Here is a 19,026-nt window from a genome sequence, read left to right on the forward strand (position 1 = left end):
CAGATCAAGAAAATACTCTCTTTTAGGGGGAGGAATCGACACAAATTCCTGTCAAAATAGGCCCGTATTTTTTCCATTGCTTCACAACGGACACGATTCAACAACATCTAATTTTCCTGGAGTCGTCAATGATCTGGGATGAAGAGCATTAAATGCAAGGGTTGTTGGTATTATGTAAATTAATGTGAAGAAACTTTTGTTAAAGTTGACAAAAGGTTATAGAAAGGGGTAAAAGACCACATCAATTCACTGTATAAAATTGTTATTACAGTAGTTGTAAGGTTTTTTTTATTCCTCCCCATGAATCGATGTGGCGTCCATCTGCCGTGAAGAGCAGTGAATCTGGCGCTACTTTTGATGAGTAAGCAATGAGTATGTCAACATCCACTGAAGTCATCGCTCATCACTGGGCATTCGCTATCTTTCTTATCGTTGCCATTGGCCTGTGTTGCCTGATGCTGGTAGGCGGTTGGTTTTTAGGCGGTCGCGCACGCGCGAGGTCGAAAAACGTGCCGTTTGAATCCGGTATCGACTCGGTCGGCTCCGCCCGCTTACGCCTGTCCGCCAAGTTTTATCTGGTGGCCATGTTCTTCGTTATCTTCGACGTTGAAGCGCTGTATCTGTTCGCATGGTCAACCTCTATTCGCGAAAGCGGCTGGGTAGGCTTTGTGGAAGCTGCAATTTTTATTTTTGTGTTACTGGCAGGTCTGGTTTATCTGGTGCGTATTGGCGCGCTGGACTGGACGCCCGCGCGTTCACGCCGCGAGCGTATGAACCCGGAAACGAACAGTATCGCTAATCGTCAACGCTAACCGCGAGGCATTAAGATGGATTATACGCTCACCCGCATAGATCCCAACGGTGAGAACGACCGTTACCCCCTGCAAAAGCAGGAGATCGTAACCGACCCTCTGGAGCAAGAAGTTAACAAAAACGTGTTTATGGGCAAGCTCAATGACATGGTTAACTGGGGTCGTAAAAACTCAATTTGGCCGTATAACTTCGGTCTTTCCTGCTGTTACGTTGAGATGGTGACTTCGTTTACCGCGGTGCATGACGTGGCGCGTTTTGGCGCAGAAGTATTGCGTGCTTCGCCGCGTCAGGCTGACCTGATGGTGGTGGCAGGAACCTGCTTTACAAAAATGGCACCGGTTATTCAGCGTCTTTATGACCAGATGCTGGAACCAAAATGGGTTATCTCAATGGGTGCCTGTGCCAACTCCGGCGGTATGTACGATATTTATTCCGTTGTGCAGGGCGTCGATAAATTCATCCCGGTTGATGTGTATATCCCGGGCTGCCCGCCGCGTCCTGAAGCGTACATGCAGGCACTGATGCTGTTGCAGGAATCTATCGGTAAAGAACGTCGTCCGCTCTCCTGGGTGGTTGGCGATCAGGGCGTTTATCGCGCCAATATGCAATCAGAGCGCGAACGCAAGCGCGGTGAACGCATTGCCGTAACCAACCTGCGTACACCTGACGAGATTTAATTTGCGCCTGTCGGCAAAGGGATTTTTCTTCGCTTATTCCTAAATCTATTTCGCGAAGCTTACTGCGCCGACAGTCACCACGGACCATTTGCAATGGTGAACAATATGACCGACTTAACCGCGCAAGAACCCGCCTGGCAGACCCGCGATCATCTTGATGATCCGGTGATTGGCGAACTGCGCAACCGTTTTGGGCCGGATGCCTTTACTGTTCAGGCGACTCGCACCGGGGTTCCCGTTGTGTGGATCAAGCGTGAACAATTACTGGAAGTGGGCGATTTCTTAAAGAAACTGCCGAAACCTTACGTCATGCTGTTTGACTTACACGGCATGGACGAACGTCTGCGCACACACCGCGAAGGGTTACCTGCCGCGGATTTTTCCGTTTTCTACCATCTGATTTCTATCGATCGTAACCGCGACATCATGCTGAAGGTGGCGCTGGCAGAAAACGACCTGCACGTACCGACCTTTACCAAACTGTTCCCGAACGCTAACTGGTATGAGCGTGAAACCTGGGATCTGTTTGGCATTACGTTCGACGGTCACCCGAACCTGCGCCGCATCATGATGCCGCAAACCTGGAAAGGTCACCCGCTGCGTAAAGATTACCCGGCGCGCGCTACCGAATTCTCGCCGTTTGAGCTGACCAAAGCCAAACAGGATCTGGAGATGGAAGCCCTGACCTTCAAACCAGAAGAGTGGGGGATGAAGCGCGGCACCGAAAACGAGGACTTCATGTTCCTCAACCTCGGTCCGAACCACCCGTCGGCGCACGGGGCTTTCCGTATCGTTTTGCAACTCGATGGCGAAGAGATTGTCGACTGCGTACCCGACATCGGCTACCACCACCGTGGTGCTGAGAAAATGGGCGAACGCCAGTCCTGGCACAGCTACATTCCGTATACCGACCGTATCGAATATCTCGGCGGCTGCGTTAACGAAATGCCTTACGTGCTGGCGGTAGAGAAACTGGCCGGGATCACCGTGCCGGATCGCGTTAACGTCATTCGCGTAATGCTCTCCGAACTGTTCCGCATCAACAGTCACCTGCTCTATATCTCGACCTTTATTCAGGACGTCGGCGCAATGACGCCAGTGTTCTTTGCCTTTACCGATCGGCAGAAAATTTACGATCTGGTGGAAGCAATCACTGGTTTCCGTATGCACCCGGCGTGGTTCCGTATTGGCGGCGTAGCGCACGACCTGCCGCGTGGCTGGGATCGTCTGCTGCGTGAGTTCCTCGACTGGATGCCGAAACGTCTGGCGTCTTACGAGAAAGCGGCGCTGCAAAACACCATTCTGAAAGGTCGTTCCCAGGGCGTTGCCGCCTATGGCGCGAAAGAGGCGCTGGAGTGGGGCACCACTGGCGCGGGCCTGCGTGCTACCGGGATCGACTTCGACGTGCGTAAGGCGCGTCCTTATTCTGGCTATGAAAACTTCGACTTTGAAATCCCGGTGGGTGGTGGTGTTTCTGACTGCTACACCCGCGTAATGCTTAAAGTGGAAGAGCTGCGCCAGAGTCTGCGCATTCTTGAGCAGTGCCTCAACAACATGCCGGAAGGCCCGTTCAAAGCGGATCACCCGCTGACCACACCGCCGCCGAAAGAGCGCACGCTGCAACATATCGAAACCCTGATCACCCACTTCCTGCAAGTGTCGTGGGGTCCGGTGATGCCTGCCAATGAATCTTTCCAGATGATTGAGGCGACTAAAGGGATCAATAGTTACTACCTGACCAGCGACGGTAGCACCATGAGTTATCGCACCCGTATCCGTACGCCAAGTTATGCGCATTTGCAGCAAATTCCGGCGGCGATCCGCGGCAGCCTGGTGTCTGACCTGATTGTTTATCTGGGCAGTATCGATTTTGTTATGTCAGATGTGGACCGCTAATTATGCACGAGAATCAACAACCACAAACCGAGGCTTTTGAGCTGAGTGCGGCAGAGCGTGAAGCGATTGAGCACGAGATGCACCACTACGAAGACCCGCGTGCGGCGTCCATTGAAGCGCTGAAAATCGTTCAGAAGCAGCGTGGCTGGGTGCCGGATGGCGCGATCCACGCGATCGCCGATGTGCTGGGTATTCCTGCTAGCGACGTCGAAGGCGTGGCAACGTTTTATAGCCAGATCTTCCGTCAGCCAGTAGGCCGCCATGTGATCCGTTATTGCGACAGCGTGGTCTGTCATATCAACGGTTACCAGGGCATTCAGGCGGCGCTGGAGAAAAAACTGAACATCAAACCAGGGCAAACGACATTTGATGGCCGCTTTACGCTGCTGCCAACTTGCTGCCTGGGGAACTGTGATAAAGGGCCAAACATGATGATCGATGAGGACACTCACGCGCATCTGACCCCGGAAGCGATCCCTGAACTGCTGGAGCGGTATAAATGAAAAACATTATCCGTACTCCCGAAACGCATCCGCTAACCTGGCGTCTGCGTGATGACAAACAGCCAGTATGGCTGGACGAATACCGCAGCAAAAACGGTTACGAAGGCGCGCGTAAGGCGCTGACCGGGCTGTCTCCGGACGAGATCGTTAATCAGGTTAAAGACTCTGGTCTGAAAGGGCGCGGCGGTGCAGGCTTTTCAACTGGCCTGAAGTGGAGCCTGATGCCGAAAGACGAATCCATGAACATCCGTTACCTGCTATGTAACGCCGATGAAATGGAGCCTGGCACTTATAAAGACCGTCTGCTGATGGAGCAACTGCCGCATCTGCTGGTGGAAGGCATGCTTATTTCCGCGTTTGCGCTGAAAGCCTACCGTGGCTACATCTTCCTGCGTGGCGAATATATTGAAGCAGCCGTGAATCTGCGCCGTGCCATTGCCGAAGCGACCGAAGCGGGTCTGCTCGGTAAAAATATTATGGGAACAGGTTTTGATTTTGAACTGTTCGTCCATACCGGGGCAGGGCGCTATATCTGCGGTGAAGAAACGGCGTTAATCAACTCCCTGGAAGGGCGTCGCGCTAACCCACGCTCGAAACCTCCCTTCCCGGCAACCTCCGGCGCATGGGGTAAACCGACCTGCGTCAACAACGTCGAAACTCTGTGTAACGTTCCGGCAATCCTCGCAAACGGCGTGGAGTGGTATCAGAACATCTCGAAAAGTAAAGATGCTGGCACCAAGCTGATGGGCTTCTCCGGTCGGGTGAAAAATCCGGGCCTGTGGGAACTGCCGTTCGGCACCACCGCGCGCGAGATCCTCGAAGATTACGCCGGTGGTATGCGTGACGGTCTGAAATTCAAAGCCTGGCAGCCAGGCGGCGCGGGCACCGACTTCCTGACCGAAGCGCACCTTGACCTGCCGATGGAATTCGAAAGTATCGGTAAAGCGGGAAGCCGTCTGGGTACGGCGCTGGCGATGGCGGTTGACCATGAGATCAACATGGTGTCGCTGGTGCGTAACCTGGAAGAGTTTTTCGCCCGTGAGTCCTGCGGCTGGTGTACTCCGTGCCGCGACGGTCTGCCGTGGAGCGTGAAAATTCTGCGTGCGCTGGAGCGTGGCGAAGGTCAGCCGGGCGATATCGAAACACTTGAGCAACTGTGTCGATTCTTAGGCCCGGGTAAAACTTTCTGTGCCCACGCACCTGGTGCAGTGGAGCCGTTACAGAGCGCCATCAAATATTTCCGCGAAGAATTTGAGGCGGGAATCAAACAGCCGTTCAGCAATACCCATTTGATTAATGGGATTCAGCCGAACCTGCTGAAAGAGCGCTGGTAACCGAATTTCGATTAACGCTCGGTCCCTGACCGAGAAAACTGGAAGCATGCTAATGGCTACAATTCATGTAGACGGCAAAGAATACGAGGTCAACGGAGCGGACAACCTGCTGGAAGCTTGTCTGTCTCTGGGCCTTGATATTCCTTACTTTTGCTGGCATCCGGCGCTGGGAAGCGTCGGTGCTTGCCGCCAGTGTGCGGTGAAGCAATACCAAAACGCGGAAGACACGCGTGGTCGCCTGGTGATGTCCTGTATGACACCGGCTTCCGATGGCACCTTTATTTCCATTGACGACGAAGAAGCGAAACAGTTCCGTGAAAGTGTGGTCGAGTGGTTGATGACTAACCATCCGCACGACTGTCCGGTATGTGAAGAAGGCGGTAACTGCCATCTTCAGGATATGACCGTGATGACCGGGCATACCTTCCGTCGCTACCGTTTCACCAAACGTACCCACCGCAATCAGGACCTGGGGCCGTTCATCTCTCACGAAATGAACCGCTGCATCGCCTGCTACCGCTGCGTGCGTTACTACAAAGATTACGCTGACGGTACAGATCTGGGCGTTTATGGCGCGCATGACAACGTCTACTTCGGTCGCCCGGAAGACGGCACGCTGGAAAGCGAATTTTCCGGTAACCTGGTCGAAATTTGCCCGACCGGCGTATTTACCGACAAAACGCACTCCGAGCGTTACAACCGTAAATGGGATATGCAGTTTGCGCCGAGCATCTGCCAGCAATGTTCCATCGGCTGTAACATCAGCCCCGGCGAGCGTTATGGCGAACTGCGTCGTATCGAAAACCGTTACAACGGTACGGTAAACCACTACTTCCTCTGCGACCGTGGTCGTTTCGGTTACGGCTACGTCAACCTGAAAGATCGTCCGCGTCAGCCAGTACAGCGTCGTGGCGATGATTTCATTACCCTCAACGCCGAACAGGCAATGCAGGGCGCGGCAGATATTCTGCGTCAGTCGAAGAAAGTGATCGGCATCGGTTCTCCGCGCGCCAGCGTGGAAAGCAACTTTGCGCTGCGTGAGCTGGTGGGCGAAGAAAACTTCTATACCGGTATCGCTCACGGTGAGCAGGAACGTCTGCAACTGGCACTAAAAGTGCTGCGTGAAGGCGGCATTTATACTCCGGCACTGCGCGAAATCGAATCTTATGATGCGGTACTGGTGCTGGGCGAAGACGTTACCCAGACCGGCGCGCGCGTCGCGCTGGCAGTGCGTCAGGCGGTGAAAGGTAAAGCGCGCGAAATGGCGGCAGCACAGAAAGTGGCTGACTGGCAGATTGCGGCAATCCTCAACATCGGTCAGCGTGCGAAGCATCCGCTGTTTGTTACCAACGTTGATGACACCCGTCTGGATGATATCGCGGCGTGGACTTACCGCGCACCGGTTGAAGATCAGGCGCGTTTAGGTTTTGCCATCGCCCATGCGCTGGATAACTCTGCACCAGCGGTTGACGGTATCGAACCTGAGCTGCAAAGCAAAATCGACGTCATCGTGCAGGCACTGGCGGGTGCGAAGAAACCGTTGATTATCTCCGGGACGAACGCCGGTAGCGCTGAAGTAATTCAGGCTGCGGCTAACGTCGCGAAAGCCCTGAAAGGTCGCGGCGCTGACGTCGGTATCACCATGATTGCCCGTTCTGTAAACAGCATGGGGCTGGGCATTATGGGTGGTGGTTCGCTGGAAGAAGCGTTAACCGAACTGGAAACCGGACGCGCCGACGCGGTGGTGGTGCTGGAAAACGATCTGCATCGTCACGCTTCCGCTACCCGCGTGAATGCTGCGCTGGCTAAAGCGCCGCTGGTGATGGTGGTTGACCATCAACGCACAGCTATCATGGAAAACGCCCATCTGGTGCTTTCCGCCGCCAGCTTTGCTGAAAGCGACGGTACGGTAATTAATAATGAAGGCCGCGCCCAACGTTTCTTCCAGGTTTACGACCCGTCCTATTACGACAGCAAAACTGTCATGCTGGAAAGCTGGCGCTGGCTGCACTCGTTGCACAGCACCCTGCTGAGCCGAGAAGTGGACTGGACGCAGCTCGACCACGTGATTGACGCCGTTGTGGCGAAAATCCCGGAACTGGCGGGTATCAAAGATGCCGCACCGGATGCGACATTCCGCATTCGTGGGCAGAAACTGGCCCGTGAGCCGCACCGTTACAGCGGTCGTACTGCCATGCGCGCCAACATCAGCGTTCATGAGCCGCGTCAGCCGCAGGACATTGACACCATGTTCACCTTCTCGATGGAAGGTAACAACCAGCCGACGGCGCACCGTTCGCAAGTGCCGTTTGCCTGGGCGCCAGGCTGGAACTCCCCGCAGGCGTGGAACAAATTCCAGGACGAAGTGGGCGGCAAACTGCGCTTTGGCGATCCGGGCGTGCGTCTGTTTGAAACCAGCGAAAACGGTCTGGATTACTTCACCAGCGTACCGGCACGCTTCCAGCCGCAGGACGGGAAATGGCGTATCGCGCCGTACTACCACCTGTTTGGCAGCGATGAATTGTCACAGCGTGCTCCGGTCTTCCAGAGCCGTATGCCGCAGCCGTACATCAAACTCAACCCGGCAGATGCCGCGAAGTTGGGCGTGAATGCGGGGACACGCGTCTCCTTTAGTTACGATGGCAACACGGTCACGCTGCCGGTTGAAATCGCCGAAGGGCTGACGGCAGGACAGGTTGGCTTGCCGATGGGTATGTCCGGCATTGCTCCGGTGCTGGCCGGCGCGCATCTTGAGGATCTCAAGGAGGCACAACAATGAGTTGGATATCACCGGAACTGATTGAGATCCTGCTGACCATCCTCAAAGCGGTGGTGATCCTGCTGGTGGTTGTCACCTGTGGGGCATTCATGAGCTTTGGCGAACGTCGCCTGCTGGGTCTGTTCCAGAACCGTTACGGACCTAACCGTGTTGGCTGGGGCGGTTCGCTCCAGCTGGTTGCGGACATGATCAAAATGTTCTTTAAAGAAGACTGGATCCCGAAATTCTCGGATCACGTCATCTTTACCCTGGCACCGATGATTGCTTTTACCTCGCTGCTGCTGGCCTTTGCGATTGTGCCGGTCAGCCCAGGTTGGGTGGTTGCCGACCTGAACATCGGGATTTTGTTCTTCCTGATGATGGCCGGTCTGGCGGTTTACGCGGTGCTGTTTGCGGGCTGGTCAAGTAACAACAAATACTCGCTGCTGGGTGCGATGCGTGCTTCTGCGCAGACCCTGAGCTACGAAGTGTTCCTCGGGCTTTCCCTGATGGGCGTGGTGGCGCAGGCCGGTTCATTCAACATGACCGACATCGTCAACAGCCAGGCGCATGTGTGGAACGTCATCCCGCAATTCTTTGGTTTTATTACCTTTGCCATCGCGGGCGTGGCGGTGTGTCACCGTCACCCATTTGACCAGCCGGAAGCCGAGCAGGAACTGGCGGATGGTTACCACATTGAATATTCCGGCATGAAGTTCGGTCTGTTTTTCGTGGGTGAATACATCGGGATTGTGACCATCTCTGCACTGATGGTGACGCTGTTCTTCGGTGGCTGGCAAGGCCCGTTGTTACCGCCATTCATCTGGTTCGCGCTGAAAACCGCGTTCTTTATGATGATGTTCATTTTGATTCGTGCGTCGTTACCGCGTCCGCGTTATGACCAGGTAATGTCCTTCGGCTGGAAAATCTGCCTGCCGCTGACGCTGATCAACTTGCTGGTAACGGCGGCTGTCATTCTCTGGCAGGCGCAATAAGGGGCAATAAGACCATGACCTTAAAAGAATTGTTAGTAGGTTTCGGCACCCAGGTTCGTAGTATCTGGATGATCGGCCTGCACGCGTTCGCCAAACGCGAAACGCGAATGTACCCGGAAGAGCCGGTCTATCTGCCGCCCCGTTATCGTGGTCGTATCGTTCTGACCCGCGACCCGGACGGCGAAGAGCGTTGCGTAGCTTGTAACCTCTGCGCGGTAGCCTGCCCGGTCGGCTGTATCTCGCTGCAAAAAGCAGAAACCAAAGACGGTCGCTGGTATCCGGAATTTTTCCGCATCAACTTCTCACGCTGCATTTTCTGTGGTTTGTGCGAAGAAGCCTGTCCGACCACGGCGATTCAGTTAACCCCGGATTTCGAAATGGGGGAATACAAGCGCCAGGACCTGGTTTACGAGAAAGAGGATCTGCTGATCTCCGGTCCGGGCAAATACCCGGAATATAACTTCTACCGGATGGCAGGTATGGCAATCGACGGCAAAGATAAGGGCGAAGCAGAGAACGAAGCCAAGCCTATCGACGTCAAGAGCCTGTTACCGTAAGGAGAGGGGCAATGGAGTTCGCTTTTTATATCTGTGGCCTGATAGCCATACTTGCGACCTTGCGAGTGATCACCCATACCAATCCGGTACACGCACTGCTGTACCTGATTATTTCGCTGCTGGCGATTTCCGGGGTGTTCTTCTCACTGGGCGCTTACTTCGCCGGTGCGCTGGAAATTATCGTCTACGCGGGTGCCATTATGGTGCTGTTCGTGTTCGTGGTGATGATGCTCAACCTGGGCGGTTCAGAAATCGAACAGGAACGCCAGTGGCTGAAACCGCAGGTGTGGATTGGTCCGGCAATTTTGTCGGCCATCATGCTGGTGGTGATTGTTTACGCCATTCTCGGTGTTAACGATCAGGGTATCGACGGTACGCCAATCAGTGCTAAAGCAGTGGGTATTACGCTGTTCGGGCCTTATGTACTGGCGGTAGAACTGGCTTCTATGCTGCTGCTCGCGGGTCTGGTTGTGGCCTTCCACGTCGGTCGTGAAGAGCGTGCGGGTGAAGTGCTGAGCAATCGTAAAGACGACAGCGCGAAAAGAAAAACGGAGGAGCACGCATGATCCCCTTACAACATGGACTGATCCTCGCGGCAATCTTATTCGTTCTTGGCTTAACCGGTCTGGTTATCCGTCGCAATCTGCTGTTTATGCTGATTGGTCTGGAAATCATGATTAACGCCTCCGCGCTGGCCTTTGTGGTCGCCGGAAGCTACTGGGGCCAGACCGACGGTCAGGTGATGTACATTCTCGCCATCAGCCTCGCGGCGGCAGAAGCGAGTATCGGCCTTGCGCTGCTGCTGCAACTTCACCGTCGTCGCCAGAACCTGAACATCGATTCAGTAAGTGAGATGCGCGGATGAACATGCTTGCCTTAACCATTATTTTGCCATTGATTGGCTTCGTCCTGCTGGCGTTCTCCCGTGGGCGCTGGTCTGAAAACGTCTCGGCGATCGTCGGCGTTGGCTCTGTGGGCCTGGCGGCGCTGGTAACTGCCTTTATCGGCGTTGACTTCTTCGCTAACGGTGAGCAGGCATACAGCCAGCCGCTGTGGACGTGGATGTCGGTAGGCGACTTTAACATCGGTTTCAATCTGGTGCTGGACGGCCTGTCGCTGACCATGCTCTCGGTGGTTACCGGTGTGGGTTTCCTGATCCACATGTACGCCTCCTGGTACATGCGCGGTGAAGAGGGCTACTCTCGCTTCTTCGCCTACACCAACCTGTTCATCGCCAGCATGGTGGTTCTGGTGCTCGCCGATAACCTGCTGCTGATGTACCTCGGCTGGGAAGGCGTGGGCCTGTGCTCCTATCTGCTGATCGGTTTCTATTACACCGATCCGAAGAATGGCGCAGCGGCAATGAAAGCGTTCGTCGTGACCCGTGTGGGTGACGTGTTCCTCGCTTTCGCGCTGTTCATTCTCTACAACGAGTTGGGTACGCTGAACTTCCGTGAAATGGTGGAACTGGCGCCTGCGCACTTTGCTGACGGCAATAACATGCTGATGTGGGCGACGCTGATGCTGCTGGGCGGTGCGGTTGGTAAATCTGCGCAGCTGCCGTTGCAGACATGGCTTGCTGACGCGATGGCGGGCCCGACGCCTGTCTCCGCGCTGATCCACGCCGCAACGATGGTAACCGCAGGTGTCTACCTGATCGCCCGTACCCACGGCCTGTTCCTGATGACGCCGGAAGTTCTGCATCTGGTGGGTATTGTTGGGGCGGTTACGCTGCTGCTGGCCGGTTTTGCCGCGCTGGTACAGACCGACATCAAACGTGTTCTCGCTTACTCTACCATGAGCCAGATTGGCTACATGTTCCTCGCGCTTGGCGTGCAGGCATGGGATGCGGCGATTTTCCACTTGATGACCCACGCGTTCTTTAAAGCGCTGCTGTTCCTGGCATCCGGTTCCGTCATTCTGGCCTGCCATCACGAACAGAACATCTTCAAGATGGGCGGTCTGCGTAAATCTATTCCGCTGGTTTATCTCTGCTTCCTGGTGGGCGGCGCAGCACTGTCGGCACTGCCGCTGGTCACTGCGGGCTTCTTCAGTAAGGATGAGATCCTCGCGGGTGCGATGGCGAATGGTCATATCAATCTGATGGTGGCAGGTCTGGTCGGTGCGTTTATGACCTCGCTCTACACCTTCCGTATGATTTTCATCGTCTTCCACGGAAAAGAACAAATTCACGCTCACGCCGTGAAAGGGGTAACTCACAGCCTGCCGCTGATTGTGCTGCTGATCCTTTCCACCTTCGTTGGCGCACTGATTGTACCGCCGCTGCAGGGCGTGCTTCCGCAAACGACGGAACTGGCGCACGGCAGCATGTTGACCCTGGAAATTACCTCTGGCGTGGTCGCGGTTGTCGGCATTCTGCTGGCAGCCTGGCTGTGGCTGGGTAAACGTACTCTGGTGACCTCCATCGCCAACAGTGCGCCGGGCCGCCTGCTGGGCACCTGGTGGTACAACGCCTGGGGCTTCGACTGGCTGTATGACAAAGTATTCGTCAAGCCGTTCCTGGGGATTGCCTGGTTGCTGAAACGCGATCCGCTGAACTCAATGATGAACATCCCGGCGGTTCTTTCCCGCTTTGCAGGTAAAGGTCTGCTGTTAAGCGAGAACGGCTACCTGCGCTGGTATGTGGCATCCATGAGCATCGGTGCGGTCGTGGTGCTGGCACTGTTGATGGTACTGCGTTGAGTTGTTGGCTGAGTGAATATACCCGGCGCTGCGCCGGGTCTGTGAACTAAGAATAAATTTTAGGTAACTGTTCCTGAAGTACAGGCGTCATCGGCGAAGTCAGACCGGATACCGCCAGCGCACAGCAACCGGAACGTACTTAAGTACGTGAGGATTGCGAGCACTGCCGGGATTCGGGCTGGCGAGTGAGATAGCCTGAGCAGGAGTAAATATAAGGGACATACTTAGCTATGTTATTACCCTGGTTAATACTAATCCCCTTTATCGGCGGCTTCCTGTGCTGGCAGACCGAACGCTTTGGCGTAAAGGTGCCGCGCTGGGTAGCGCTGATCACCATGGGATTGACGCTGGCGCTGTCGCTGCAACTGTGGTTGCAGGGCGGTTATTCACTGACGCAATCCGCCGGAATTCCGCAGTGGCAGTCTGAATTCGACATGCCGTGGATCCCGCGTTTTGGTATCTCTATCCATCTCGCCATTGACGGTCTGTCGCTGCTGATGGTCGTGCTGACCGGTCTGCTCGGCGTGCTGGCGGTACTCTGTTCGTGGAACGAGATCGAAAAATATCAGGGCTTCTTCCACCTAAACCTGATGTGGATCCTGGGCGGCGTTATCGGCGTGTTCCTTGCCATCGACATGTTCCTGTTCTTCTTCTTCTGGGAAATGATGTTGGTGCCGATGTACTTCCTGATCGCACTGTGGGGGCATAAAGCTTCTGACGGTAAAACGCGTATCACGGCGGCAACCAAGTTCTTCATTTATACCCAGGCGAGTGGTCTGGTGATGTTGATCGCCATCCTGGCGCTGGTCTTTGTTCACTACAACGCGACCGGCGTCTGGACCTTCAACTATGAAGAGCTGCTGAATACGCCGATGTCTAACGGCGTGGAATACCTGTTGATGCTGGGCTTCTTCATCGCCTTCGCGGTGAAAATGCCGGTGGTTCCGCTGCATGGCTGGCTGCCGGATGCGCACTCCCAGGCTCCGACCGCCGGTTCCGTTGACCTCGCGGGGATCTTGCTGAAAACCGCCGCTTACGGTCTGCTGCGTTTCTCCCTGCCGCTGTTCCCGAACGCGTCGGCAGAGTTTGCACCAATCGCTATGTGGCTGGGTGTTATCGGCATCTTCTACGGTGCGTGGATGGCCTTCGCCCAGACCGATATCAAACGTCTGATCGCCTACACCTCGGTTTCCCACATGGGCTTCGTGCTGATTGCCATCTACACCGGCAGCCAGTTGGCCTACCAGGGCGCGGTAATTCAGATGATTGCGCACGGCTTGTCAGCGGCGGGTCTGTTTATTCTCTGCGGTCAGCTCTATGAACGTATCCATACCCGCGACATGCGCATGATGGGCGGTCTGTGGAGCAAGATGAAATGGCTGCCAGCACTGTCGCTGTTCTTTGCGGTGGCAACGCTTGGGATGCCAGGCACCGGTAACTTCGTCGGCGAATTTATGATTCTGTTCGGCAGCTTCCAGGTTGTCCCGGTGATTACCGTTATCTCTACCTTTGGGCTGGTCTTTGCATCTGTTTATTCGCTGGCAATGTTACATCGCGCTTACTTCGGTAAAGCGAAAAGCGAGATTGCCAGCAAAGAACTGCCAGGGATGTCGCTGCGCGAGCTGTTTATGATCCTGTTGCTGGTGGTGCTGCTGGTACTGCTGGGCTTCTATCCGCAGCCGATTCTGGATACCTCGCACTCCGCGATTGGCAATATCCAGCAGTGGTTTGTTAATTCCGTTACTACTACAAGGCCGTAAATCGCCATGACAATAACTCCACAAAACCTGATCGCACTGCTACCGTTGCTGATCGTCGGCTTGACGGTGGTGGTTGTGATGCTCTCCATTGCGTGGCGACGCAATCATTTCCTCAACGCTACGCTCTCGGTTATTGGGCTTAACGCGGCGCTGGTTTCGCTCTGGTTTGTCGGCCAGGCGGGCGCTATGGACGTTACGCCACTGATGCGTGTTGATGGTTTCGCCATGCTTTACACCGGGCTGGTATTGTTGGCGAGCCTCGCCACCTGTACTTTCGCCTACCCGTGGCTTGAAGGCTATAACGACAACAAGGACGAGTTCTACCTGTTGGTGTTAATTGCCGCACTGGGCGGGATCCTGCTGGCGAATGCCAACCATCTGGCGTCTTTGTTCCTCGGTATCGAACTGATCTCTTTGCCGCTGTTTGGTCTGGTCGGTTACGCTTTCCGCCAGAAACGTTCGCTGGAAGCCAGTATCAAATACACCATTCTTTCTGCCGCAGCGTCTTCTTTCCTGCTGTTTGGTATGGCGCTGGTGTATGCGCAGTCTGGGGATCTGTCGTTCGTTGCACTGGGTAAAAACCTCGGCGACGGTATGCTCAACGAGCCGCTGTTGCTGGCAGGTTTCGGCCTGATGATTGTTGGCCTCGGCTTCAAACTCTCTCTGGTGCCGTTCCACCTGTGGACGCCAGACGTATACCAGGGCGCGCCTGCGCCGGTTTCCACTTTCCTGGCGACGGCGAGCAAAATCGCTATCTTCGGTGTGGTGATGCGTCTGTTCCTTTACGCACCAGTGGGTGACAGCGAAGCGATTCGCGTGGTGCTGGCGATTATCGCCTTTGCCTCCATCATCTTCGGTAACCTGATGGCGCTGAGCCAGACCAATATCAAACGTCTGCTCGGTTACTCATCTATCTCTCACCTCGGCTATCTGCTGGTGGCGCTGATTGCGCTGCAAACTGGCGAGATGTCGATGGAAGCGGTAGGGGTTTACCTGGCCGGTTATCTGTTCAGCAGCCTCGGGGCGTTTGGCGTGGTCAGCCTGATGTCCAGCCCGTATCGTGGCCCGGATGCTGATTCCCTGTTCTCTTACCGCGGTCTGTTTTGGCATCGTCCGATCCTCGCGGCAGTGATGACGGTGATGATGCTGTCTCTGGCCGGTATCCCGATGACGCTGGGCTTTATCGGTAAGTTCTACGTGCTGGCAGTCGGTGTCCAGGCGCACTTGTGGTGGCTGGTGGGGGCCGTGGTTGTCGGTTCGGCAATCGGCCTTTACTACTACCTGCGCGTGGCGGTGAGCTTATACCTGCACGCCCCGGAACAACCGGGTCGCGATGCACCGTCAAATTGGCAGTACAGCGCGGGCGGTATCGTGGTGCTGATCTCTGCACTGTTGGTACTGGTGCTGGGTGTATGGCCGCAACCGCTGATTAGCATTGTGCGGTTAGCCATGCCGCTAATGTAAGGTTGAATATTGATGTTAAAAAACCGCCGATTTCGGCGGTTTTTTTATGGTGTTATGATTTGATTGGGTTTGTGCAGGTTTTATTTTGGAAACGTTTATTGTATTTATAATTATAGTCTGAAGAGACAATAGTATTATAGTTTATGGTTGACGCACTTGCATAACACGCCACATCAACGTTTAAATCGTTAATGATGAAGTCGATCATGTCTTCTGTACCATTCATTATAATAAACTTTACTAATGTTATATTTTCACCAAAATCACCATATTCTTGACCAATCACGGAAGGTAGGTATTCTTTGTTCTTTATTTTTGATATTACGGACTGGTTATCACCTAAAACAACATTCATAGCGATAATGTCATTTTCATTTTCAGGTTGAACAAATTTTGAAAAATAAGAAGCACTAAGCTTATTTGAGTTTAAAATAGAATTATGCAAGTCTACCGGTTTGATAAATAAATGCTTTTGCCATTTTGGAACGAGCTTTAGTAGAAAATCGAGCATTTGGATTTTTTGTGCACTGCACTTTTCGTCTCTTAAACATCGCTTTAAATCAATTAATCTAGTGTCTATAATACCTTTATCATTCTGAATCTCTTTCTTTTTATTATCATCTATTTTTCTATATAGAAATTTTAAGAAATTAATGCTTGTTACGTTAGCAAAAGAATAGTTGACAGCATAATCGCTGGTAAAGTCGTCTTTAAATTCACTACACTGGATAACTTTCTCGAATGAAGTGATTGGGTAGTCAAAGTTATATGTTCTGTTATAGTTAAATTTCATATTGAACAAAAGTGAATTGATACCCTCCGGGCATGTTTTCCAAAGTTTATCCAATGCAGTACCATCCCCTTGTCTTAGTGCCGTATTCACAGCAGTGTCATAATCTGATTCGTTTTTCATGGGGAATAAATAGAATGTATGTAAAACAAATATAATGGCAAAGGCGCGCCAGCCTGTAAATAAAATCTTGCGTGGGCTGCAATATATGCTTTTCCTTAGAAAACACACATACCATAAAATTAATGTATAGGGTATGAGGTTGAAAATATATTCAAAGAAAGAATCGAAATACTTATTGAAATAAAATAAATAGGCTAATGCGGTAGTGCCGATTGGCAATTCCAGATAGATTAAAGAAATGAAACCGGTGTTATCCCTTTTATCTTTATCCCATCGAAGAAGAAACGGTACGATAAAGAGTATTGGTATGATAAAGGCTAATGCATAACACGCAAAAATGATAATTACAGCACCCGTTGAAAATGACAATATACATCCTCCATGAAGTATTTTAAAAATTTTTCGTAATGAGCAATATGTTTTAATCCCACCAACAATTAACCGGATGCATACCCGCAGGGACTTCAACCCATCCATGATCTGTATCTTCTTCCCATCCTTCCCGGCACTCATCAGGGGCAATTTCTTCTGCAAACCAATTCTGAACTTCTTCGGGTGAGGCAGAAGTGATAACTGAAATTCTTTCGCTAAAGGGCCAGTTAGGGTCATCGAACATCGTAATTTCTACCAAAACATCACTGACATCGTTACGCTCACGAATTTTCAGCAAATGGTGGTAGATAGCTTGCGGAGATTGTTCTGGAGTCACATTGCAACATATTGAACCGAGGATATTATTGCCGATAAAAAAATCCCCAAGAGATAACAATGGACGGGGGGTAGCAGGCTCGTTAACATCACCATTGATATTAACAAGTTGGGTAATGCGTTCTAAAGGTGTCATAATTATTCCCTGAAATAATGTATTCATCAAATGAATGGCATTGTTTGAATTCATTAGCGGATAAATAGTGACAATGCCACACGTCTTATTAGTTTCAGGCGCATCATAACATGGATGTTAAGCAGGAAAAGGTGAAATATTCAGTCAGGCTGGGTCGTGATCCAGACGTTGTTATATATAGCATCATAAATATTTAAAGGGGTTTGACATGGAATGGTTAAGTGAAATTCGCAAACTTCGGGAGCACGTACCTGTCGGTATCCAGTCTGCCAGACGTTTGCTAGAGAGGACTGGCGGTAATGTTGATGAGGCCATTAAATTCTTTCATATTGATCAAATCAATATATTGACTGCAAAAGTAGACGTCACACATCAGGAAGCAGAGAATGTTTTGTTGGCTACAAACTATGATATTGCAGAAGCTCTTCGGCGTATTGATGAACAACGCTATACACTGACGGAATTGATTTTGCGTAAAAATAAGGATGCCGGAGATGCCTTAAACAAAATAGCATTGGCGATTGAATATGAGTGGGATCTCAAGCGTAAGTTTTGGTTTAGTTTTGCAGATATCCAATTATTACAGCCAGTTTTACAAACTTTTATGCTGGTTTATGAATGGCATGAATATGTTGGTTGGGAAGGAATGGATTGTGGGATCTTTTTTGAAAGTGATCATATTCACCAACAATTGCAAGCGTTGGGATTGTCAGAACTTGCCAAAAAAATGGTTACTGCAAGAATCAGATATGGGGAATTAAAAGAGAAAGTTAATACTTTTAATGAAATTGCAAATGATGAAATATTCAAAATGCTGATAATGCAATGTGACCAACTTGCAAAAGATGTTGATTCTGTATTACTGCAATTTGTGAAAGATAACATTGATGCTTTTCCTTGTCGCCATAACCAACACGATCTATAAAAAATCATCGCAAAATTGAACAGGCTTTTTGCTCGCCTGATTATTTTCAGATAACGAATGGTTAAACACTGTTTTCATCTAACAGGCCAGATCGTTGCCAGCACTAGTGGTATCGCTGTTATATACTGAATAAACGGGTTTAACTTAAGAATGCGATAAAGCAAGCATATAGCAGTGTTTATACAAGGGGATCAAAACCGGGTCTTGGTTAAAGATTTATTTAAGATGATCTTTGCATAAATCTAAACTGATAGGTCTTTCTCCCCCAGACATCAAGCTATGTCACCCAACAATAACCGTCAGCGCATGATTCCCTTGTCGCAGCATACGTCGATACGCGCTAATCAGCTTTTCCATATCAAGCATGATCGAAGCAAAGAGTTGCCCCTCTAACTCTTCTGAAAAGGTCACTCCCGGATAAATCTCCATTTCATTGAGTCGCTGAATGGAAAACTGTTTACGCAGCTCACTTCGATCCAGAGCTTCCAGTCGGTCGATTGTCGCGGCTAACTCCTGATTCCAGGTCAATCCCAGGAAACCATCTATGCCATCTTCGAGGCTGTGTTCACCAAGCACGGCACGACTCAGCGGATCATTCTTCGCTGGATCAAAAGCAGAGGTACCCGTTAGGCCAAAATGTAAAAAATCCCAGCGTTTATCAATATCCAGTCGCCGTAAACCTGAAAGCGTGTCATGAATATTGTCCATTAAGGGTTTTTCAGTAGACTCAAGCAGTCGGTTAATTCTTTCTGAGTCAATTTCTGCAAAATAGCCAATCATTCCCATTTGTTTTTCCTCCGTTGAATTTAATTTTTCGCATCTTAAAACAGACGAGGGAAAATAAAATGCGCATGTTGCTTTTTCTGGATCTTCCTCGAGAAATT

At 51.8% G+C, this 19,026-nt stretch carries 17 protein-coding genes; 14 read left to right on the forward strand and 3 right to left on the reverse strand.

All coding sequences use genetic code 11. The features are described from left to right. Positions 1-368 precede the first annotated feature (368 nt). The 13 genes from nuoA (at position 369) to nuoN (ending at position 15,460) form a co-directional block, all read left to right on the forward strand. On the forward strand, positions 369-812 hold the full coding sequence (gene nuoA, locus FEK42_RS00960; RefSeq protein ID WP_000062997.1) for an NADH-quinone oxidoreductase subunit NuoA: 444 nt from the start codon (positions 369-371) through the stop codon (positions 810-812). Between the two features lie 15 nt (positions 813-827). Then, on the forward strand, positions 828-1,490 hold the full coding sequence (nuoB, locus tag FEK42_RS00965; protein WP_000386733.1) for an NADH-quinone oxidoreductase subunit NuoB: 663 nt from the start codon (positions 828-830) through the stop codon (positions 1,488-1,490). A 93-nt stretch (positions 1,491-1,583) separates the two neighbouring features. Continuing rightward, positions 1,584-3,386, forward strand: coding sequence for an NADH-quinone oxidoreductase subunit C/D (gene nuoC, locus FEK42_RS00970; protein ID WP_000247878.1), 1,803 nt, complete (start codon positions 1,584-1,586; stop codon positions 3,384-3,386). 2 nt (positions 3,387-3,388) lie between these two features. Beyond that, on the forward strand, positions 3,389-3,889 hold the full coding sequence (gene nuoE / locus FEK42_RS00975) for an NADH-quinone oxidoreductase subunit NuoE (RefSeq protein ID WP_000545042.1): 501 nt from the start codon (positions 3,389-3,391) through the stop codon (positions 3,887-3,889). Further along, positions 3,886-5,223 (forward strand): NADH-quinone oxidoreductase subunit NuoF, encoded by a 1,338-nt coding sequence (gene nuoF / locus FEK42_RS00980; protein WP_000789507.1) that lies wholly within the window; start codon positions 3,886-3,888, stop codon positions 5,221-5,223. The genes nuoE and nuoF overlap by 4 nt, the downstream gene beginning before the upstream one ends. A gap of 52 nt (positions 5,224-5,275) precedes the next feature. Further along, entirely contained in the window at positions 5,276-8,002 is a 2,727-nt protein-coding gene (gene nuoG / locus FEK42_RS00985; RefSeq protein ID WP_130207217.1) for an NADH-quinone oxidoreductase subunit NuoG, read from the forward strand. After that, positions 7,999-8,976, forward strand: a complete 978-nt coding sequence (gene nuoH, locus FEK42_RS00990) for an NADH-quinone oxidoreductase subunit NuoH (protein WP_135492847.1) — start codon at positions 7,999-8,001, stop codon at positions 8,974-8,976. Before nuoG ends, nuoH begins: the two co-directional genes overlap by 4 nt. A 14-nt stretch (positions 8,977-8,990) precedes the next feature. Further along, complete coding sequence (nuoI, locus tag FEK42_RS00995; protein ID WP_000172749.1) at positions 8,991-9,533, forward strand: NADH-quinone oxidoreductase subunit NuoI; 543 nt, start codon at positions 8,991-8,993, stop codon at positions 9,531-9,533. Between the two features lie 11 nt (positions 9,534-9,544). Next, a complete protein-coding gene (gene nuoJ, locus FEK42_RS01000) occupies positions 9,545-10,099 on the forward strand; it encodes an NADH-quinone oxidoreductase subunit J (RefSeq protein WP_000393511.1) in 555 nt (184 codons plus the stop codon). Then, the gene (nuoK, locus tag FEK42_RS01005; RefSeq protein ID WP_000612644.1) at positions 10,096-10,398 is read left to right on the forward strand and encodes an NADH-quinone oxidoreductase subunit NuoK; all 303 of its coding nucleotides are present in this window, start codon (positions 10,096-10,098) and stop codon (positions 10,396-10,398) included. Before nuoJ ends, nuoK begins: the two co-directional genes overlap by 4 nt. Beyond that, complete coding sequence (gene nuoL, locus FEK42_RS01010; RefSeq protein WP_001056618.1) at positions 10,395-12,236, forward strand: NADH-quinone oxidoreductase subunit L; 1,842 nt, start codon at positions 10,395-10,397, stop codon at positions 12,234-12,236. The genes nuoK and nuoL overlap by 4 nt, the downstream gene beginning before the upstream one ends. 230 nt (positions 12,237-12,466) lie before the next feature. Then, positions 12,467-13,996, forward strand: coding sequence for an NADH-quinone oxidoreductase subunit M (nuoM, locus tag FEK42_RS01015; RefSeq protein ID WP_130257464.1), 1,530 nt, complete (start codon positions 12,467-12,469; stop codon positions 13,994-13,996). 6 nt (positions 13,997-14,002) lie between these two features. Beyond that, positions 14,003-15,460: an NADH-quinone oxidoreductase subunit NuoN gene (gene nuoN, locus FEK42_RS01020; RefSeq protein ID WP_000156701.1), complete on the forward strand. Its 1,458-nt coding sequence runs from the start codon at positions 14,003-14,005 to the stop codon at positions 15,458-15,460. A gap of 52 nt (positions 15,461-15,512) precedes the next feature. Here the strand turns inward: nuoN and FEK42_RS01025 are convergent, their stop codons facing one another. After that, positions 15,513-16,742: a hypothetical protein gene (locus tag FEK42_RS01025; RefSeq protein WP_135492846.1), complete on the reverse strand. Its 1,230-nt coding sequence runs from the start codon at positions 16,740-16,742 to the stop codon at positions 15,513-15,515. A gap of 52 nt (positions 16,743-16,794) precedes the next feature. After that, positions 16,795-17,217 carry a hypothetical protein gene (locus FEK42_RS01030; protein ID WP_135492845.1) on the reverse strand — a complete coding sequence of 141 codons (423 nt, stop codon included), beginning with the start codon at positions 17,215-17,217 and terminating at the stop codon, positions 16,795-16,797. Between the two features lie 208 nt (positions 17,218-17,425). Between FEK42_RS01030 and FEK42_RS01035 the strand changes: the two genes are divergently transcribed. After that, on the forward strand, positions 17,426-18,142 hold the full coding sequence (locus FEK42_RS01035) for a hypothetical protein (protein ID WP_135492844.1): 717 nt from the start codon (positions 17,426-17,428) through the stop codon (positions 18,140-18,142). A gap of 282 nt (positions 18,143-18,424) precedes the next feature. Here the strand turns inward: FEK42_RS01035 and FEK42_RS01040 are convergent, their stop codons facing one another. Continuing rightward, positions 18,425-18,928 carry a YfbM family protein gene (locus FEK42_RS01040; RefSeq protein WP_130207202.1) on the reverse strand — a complete coding sequence of 168 codons (504 nt, stop codon included), beginning with the start codon at positions 18,926-18,928 and terminating at the stop codon, positions 18,425-18,427. Positions 18,929-19,026: the final 98 nt, after the last annotated feature.

Origin of the sequence: Escherichia sp. E2748, assembly GCF_005781125.1 — a bacterium.
Lineage (GTDB): Bacteria > Pseudomonadota > Gammaproteobacteria > Enterobacterales > Enterobacteriaceae > Escherichia.

What these genes read in the sequence shown, in the direction of transcription:
- nuoA (WP_000062997.1), top strand. Translation starts at nt 369, where the DNA reads ATGAGTATGTCAACATCCACTGAAGTCATCGCTCATCACTGGGCATTC.
- nuoB (WP_000386733.1), top strand. Translation starts at nt 828, where the DNA reads ATGGATTATACGCTCACCCGCATAGATCCCAACGGTGAGAACGACCGT.
- nuoC (WP_000247878.1), top strand. Translation starts at nt 1,584, where the DNA reads ATGGTGAACAATATGACCGACTTAACCGCGCAAGAACCCGCCTGGCAG.
- nuoE (WP_000545042.1), top strand. Translation starts at nt 3,389, where the DNA reads ATGCACGAGAATCAACAACCACAAACCGAGGCTTTTGAGCTGAGTGCG.
- nuoF (WP_000789507.1), top strand. Translation starts at nt 3,886, where the DNA reads ATGAAAAACATTATCCGTACTCCCGAAACGCATCCGCTAACCTGGCGT.
- nuoG (WP_130207217.1), top strand. Translation starts at nt 5,276, where the DNA reads ATGGCTACAATTCATGTAGACGGCAAAGAATACGAGGTCAACGGAGCG.
- nuoH (WP_135492847.1), top strand. Translation starts at nt 7,999, where the DNA reads ATGAGTTGGATATCACCGGAACTGATTGAGATCCTGCTGACCATCCTC.
- nuoI (WP_000172749.1), top strand. Translation starts at nt 8,991, where the DNA reads ATGACCTTAAAAGAATTGTTAGTAGGTTTCGGCACCCAGGTTCGTAGT.
- nuoJ (WP_000393511.1), top strand. Translation starts at nt 9,545, where the DNA reads ATGGAGTTCGCTTTTTATATCTGTGGCCTGATAGCCATACTTGCGACC.
- nuoK (WP_000612644.1), top strand. Translation starts at nt 10,096, where the DNA reads ATGATCCCCTTACAACATGGACTGATCCTCGCGGCAATCTTATTCGTT.
- nuoL (WP_001056618.1), top strand. Translation starts at nt 10,395, where the DNA reads ATGAACATGCTTGCCTTAACCATTATTTTGCCATTGATTGGCTTCGTC.
- nuoM (WP_130257464.1), top strand. Translation starts at nt 12,467, where the DNA reads ATGTTATTACCCTGGTTAATACTAATCCCCTTTATCGGCGGCTTCCTG.
- nuoN (WP_000156701.1), top strand. Translation starts at nt 14,003, where the DNA reads ATGACAATAACTCCACAAAACCTGATCGCACTGCTACCGTTGCTGATC.
- FEK42_RS01030 (WP_135492845.1), bottom strand. Translation starts at nt 17,217, where the DNA reads ATGACACCTTTAGAACGCATTACCCAACTTGTTAATATCAATGGTGAT.
- FEK42_RS01035 (WP_135492844.1), top strand. Translation starts at nt 17,426, where the DNA reads ATGGAATGGTTAAGTGAAATTCGCAAACTTCGGGAGCACGTACCTGTC.
- FEK42_RS01040 (WP_130207202.1), bottom strand. Translation starts at nt 18,928, where the DNA reads ATGGGAATGATTGGCTATTTTGCAGAAATTGACTCAGAAAGAATTAAC.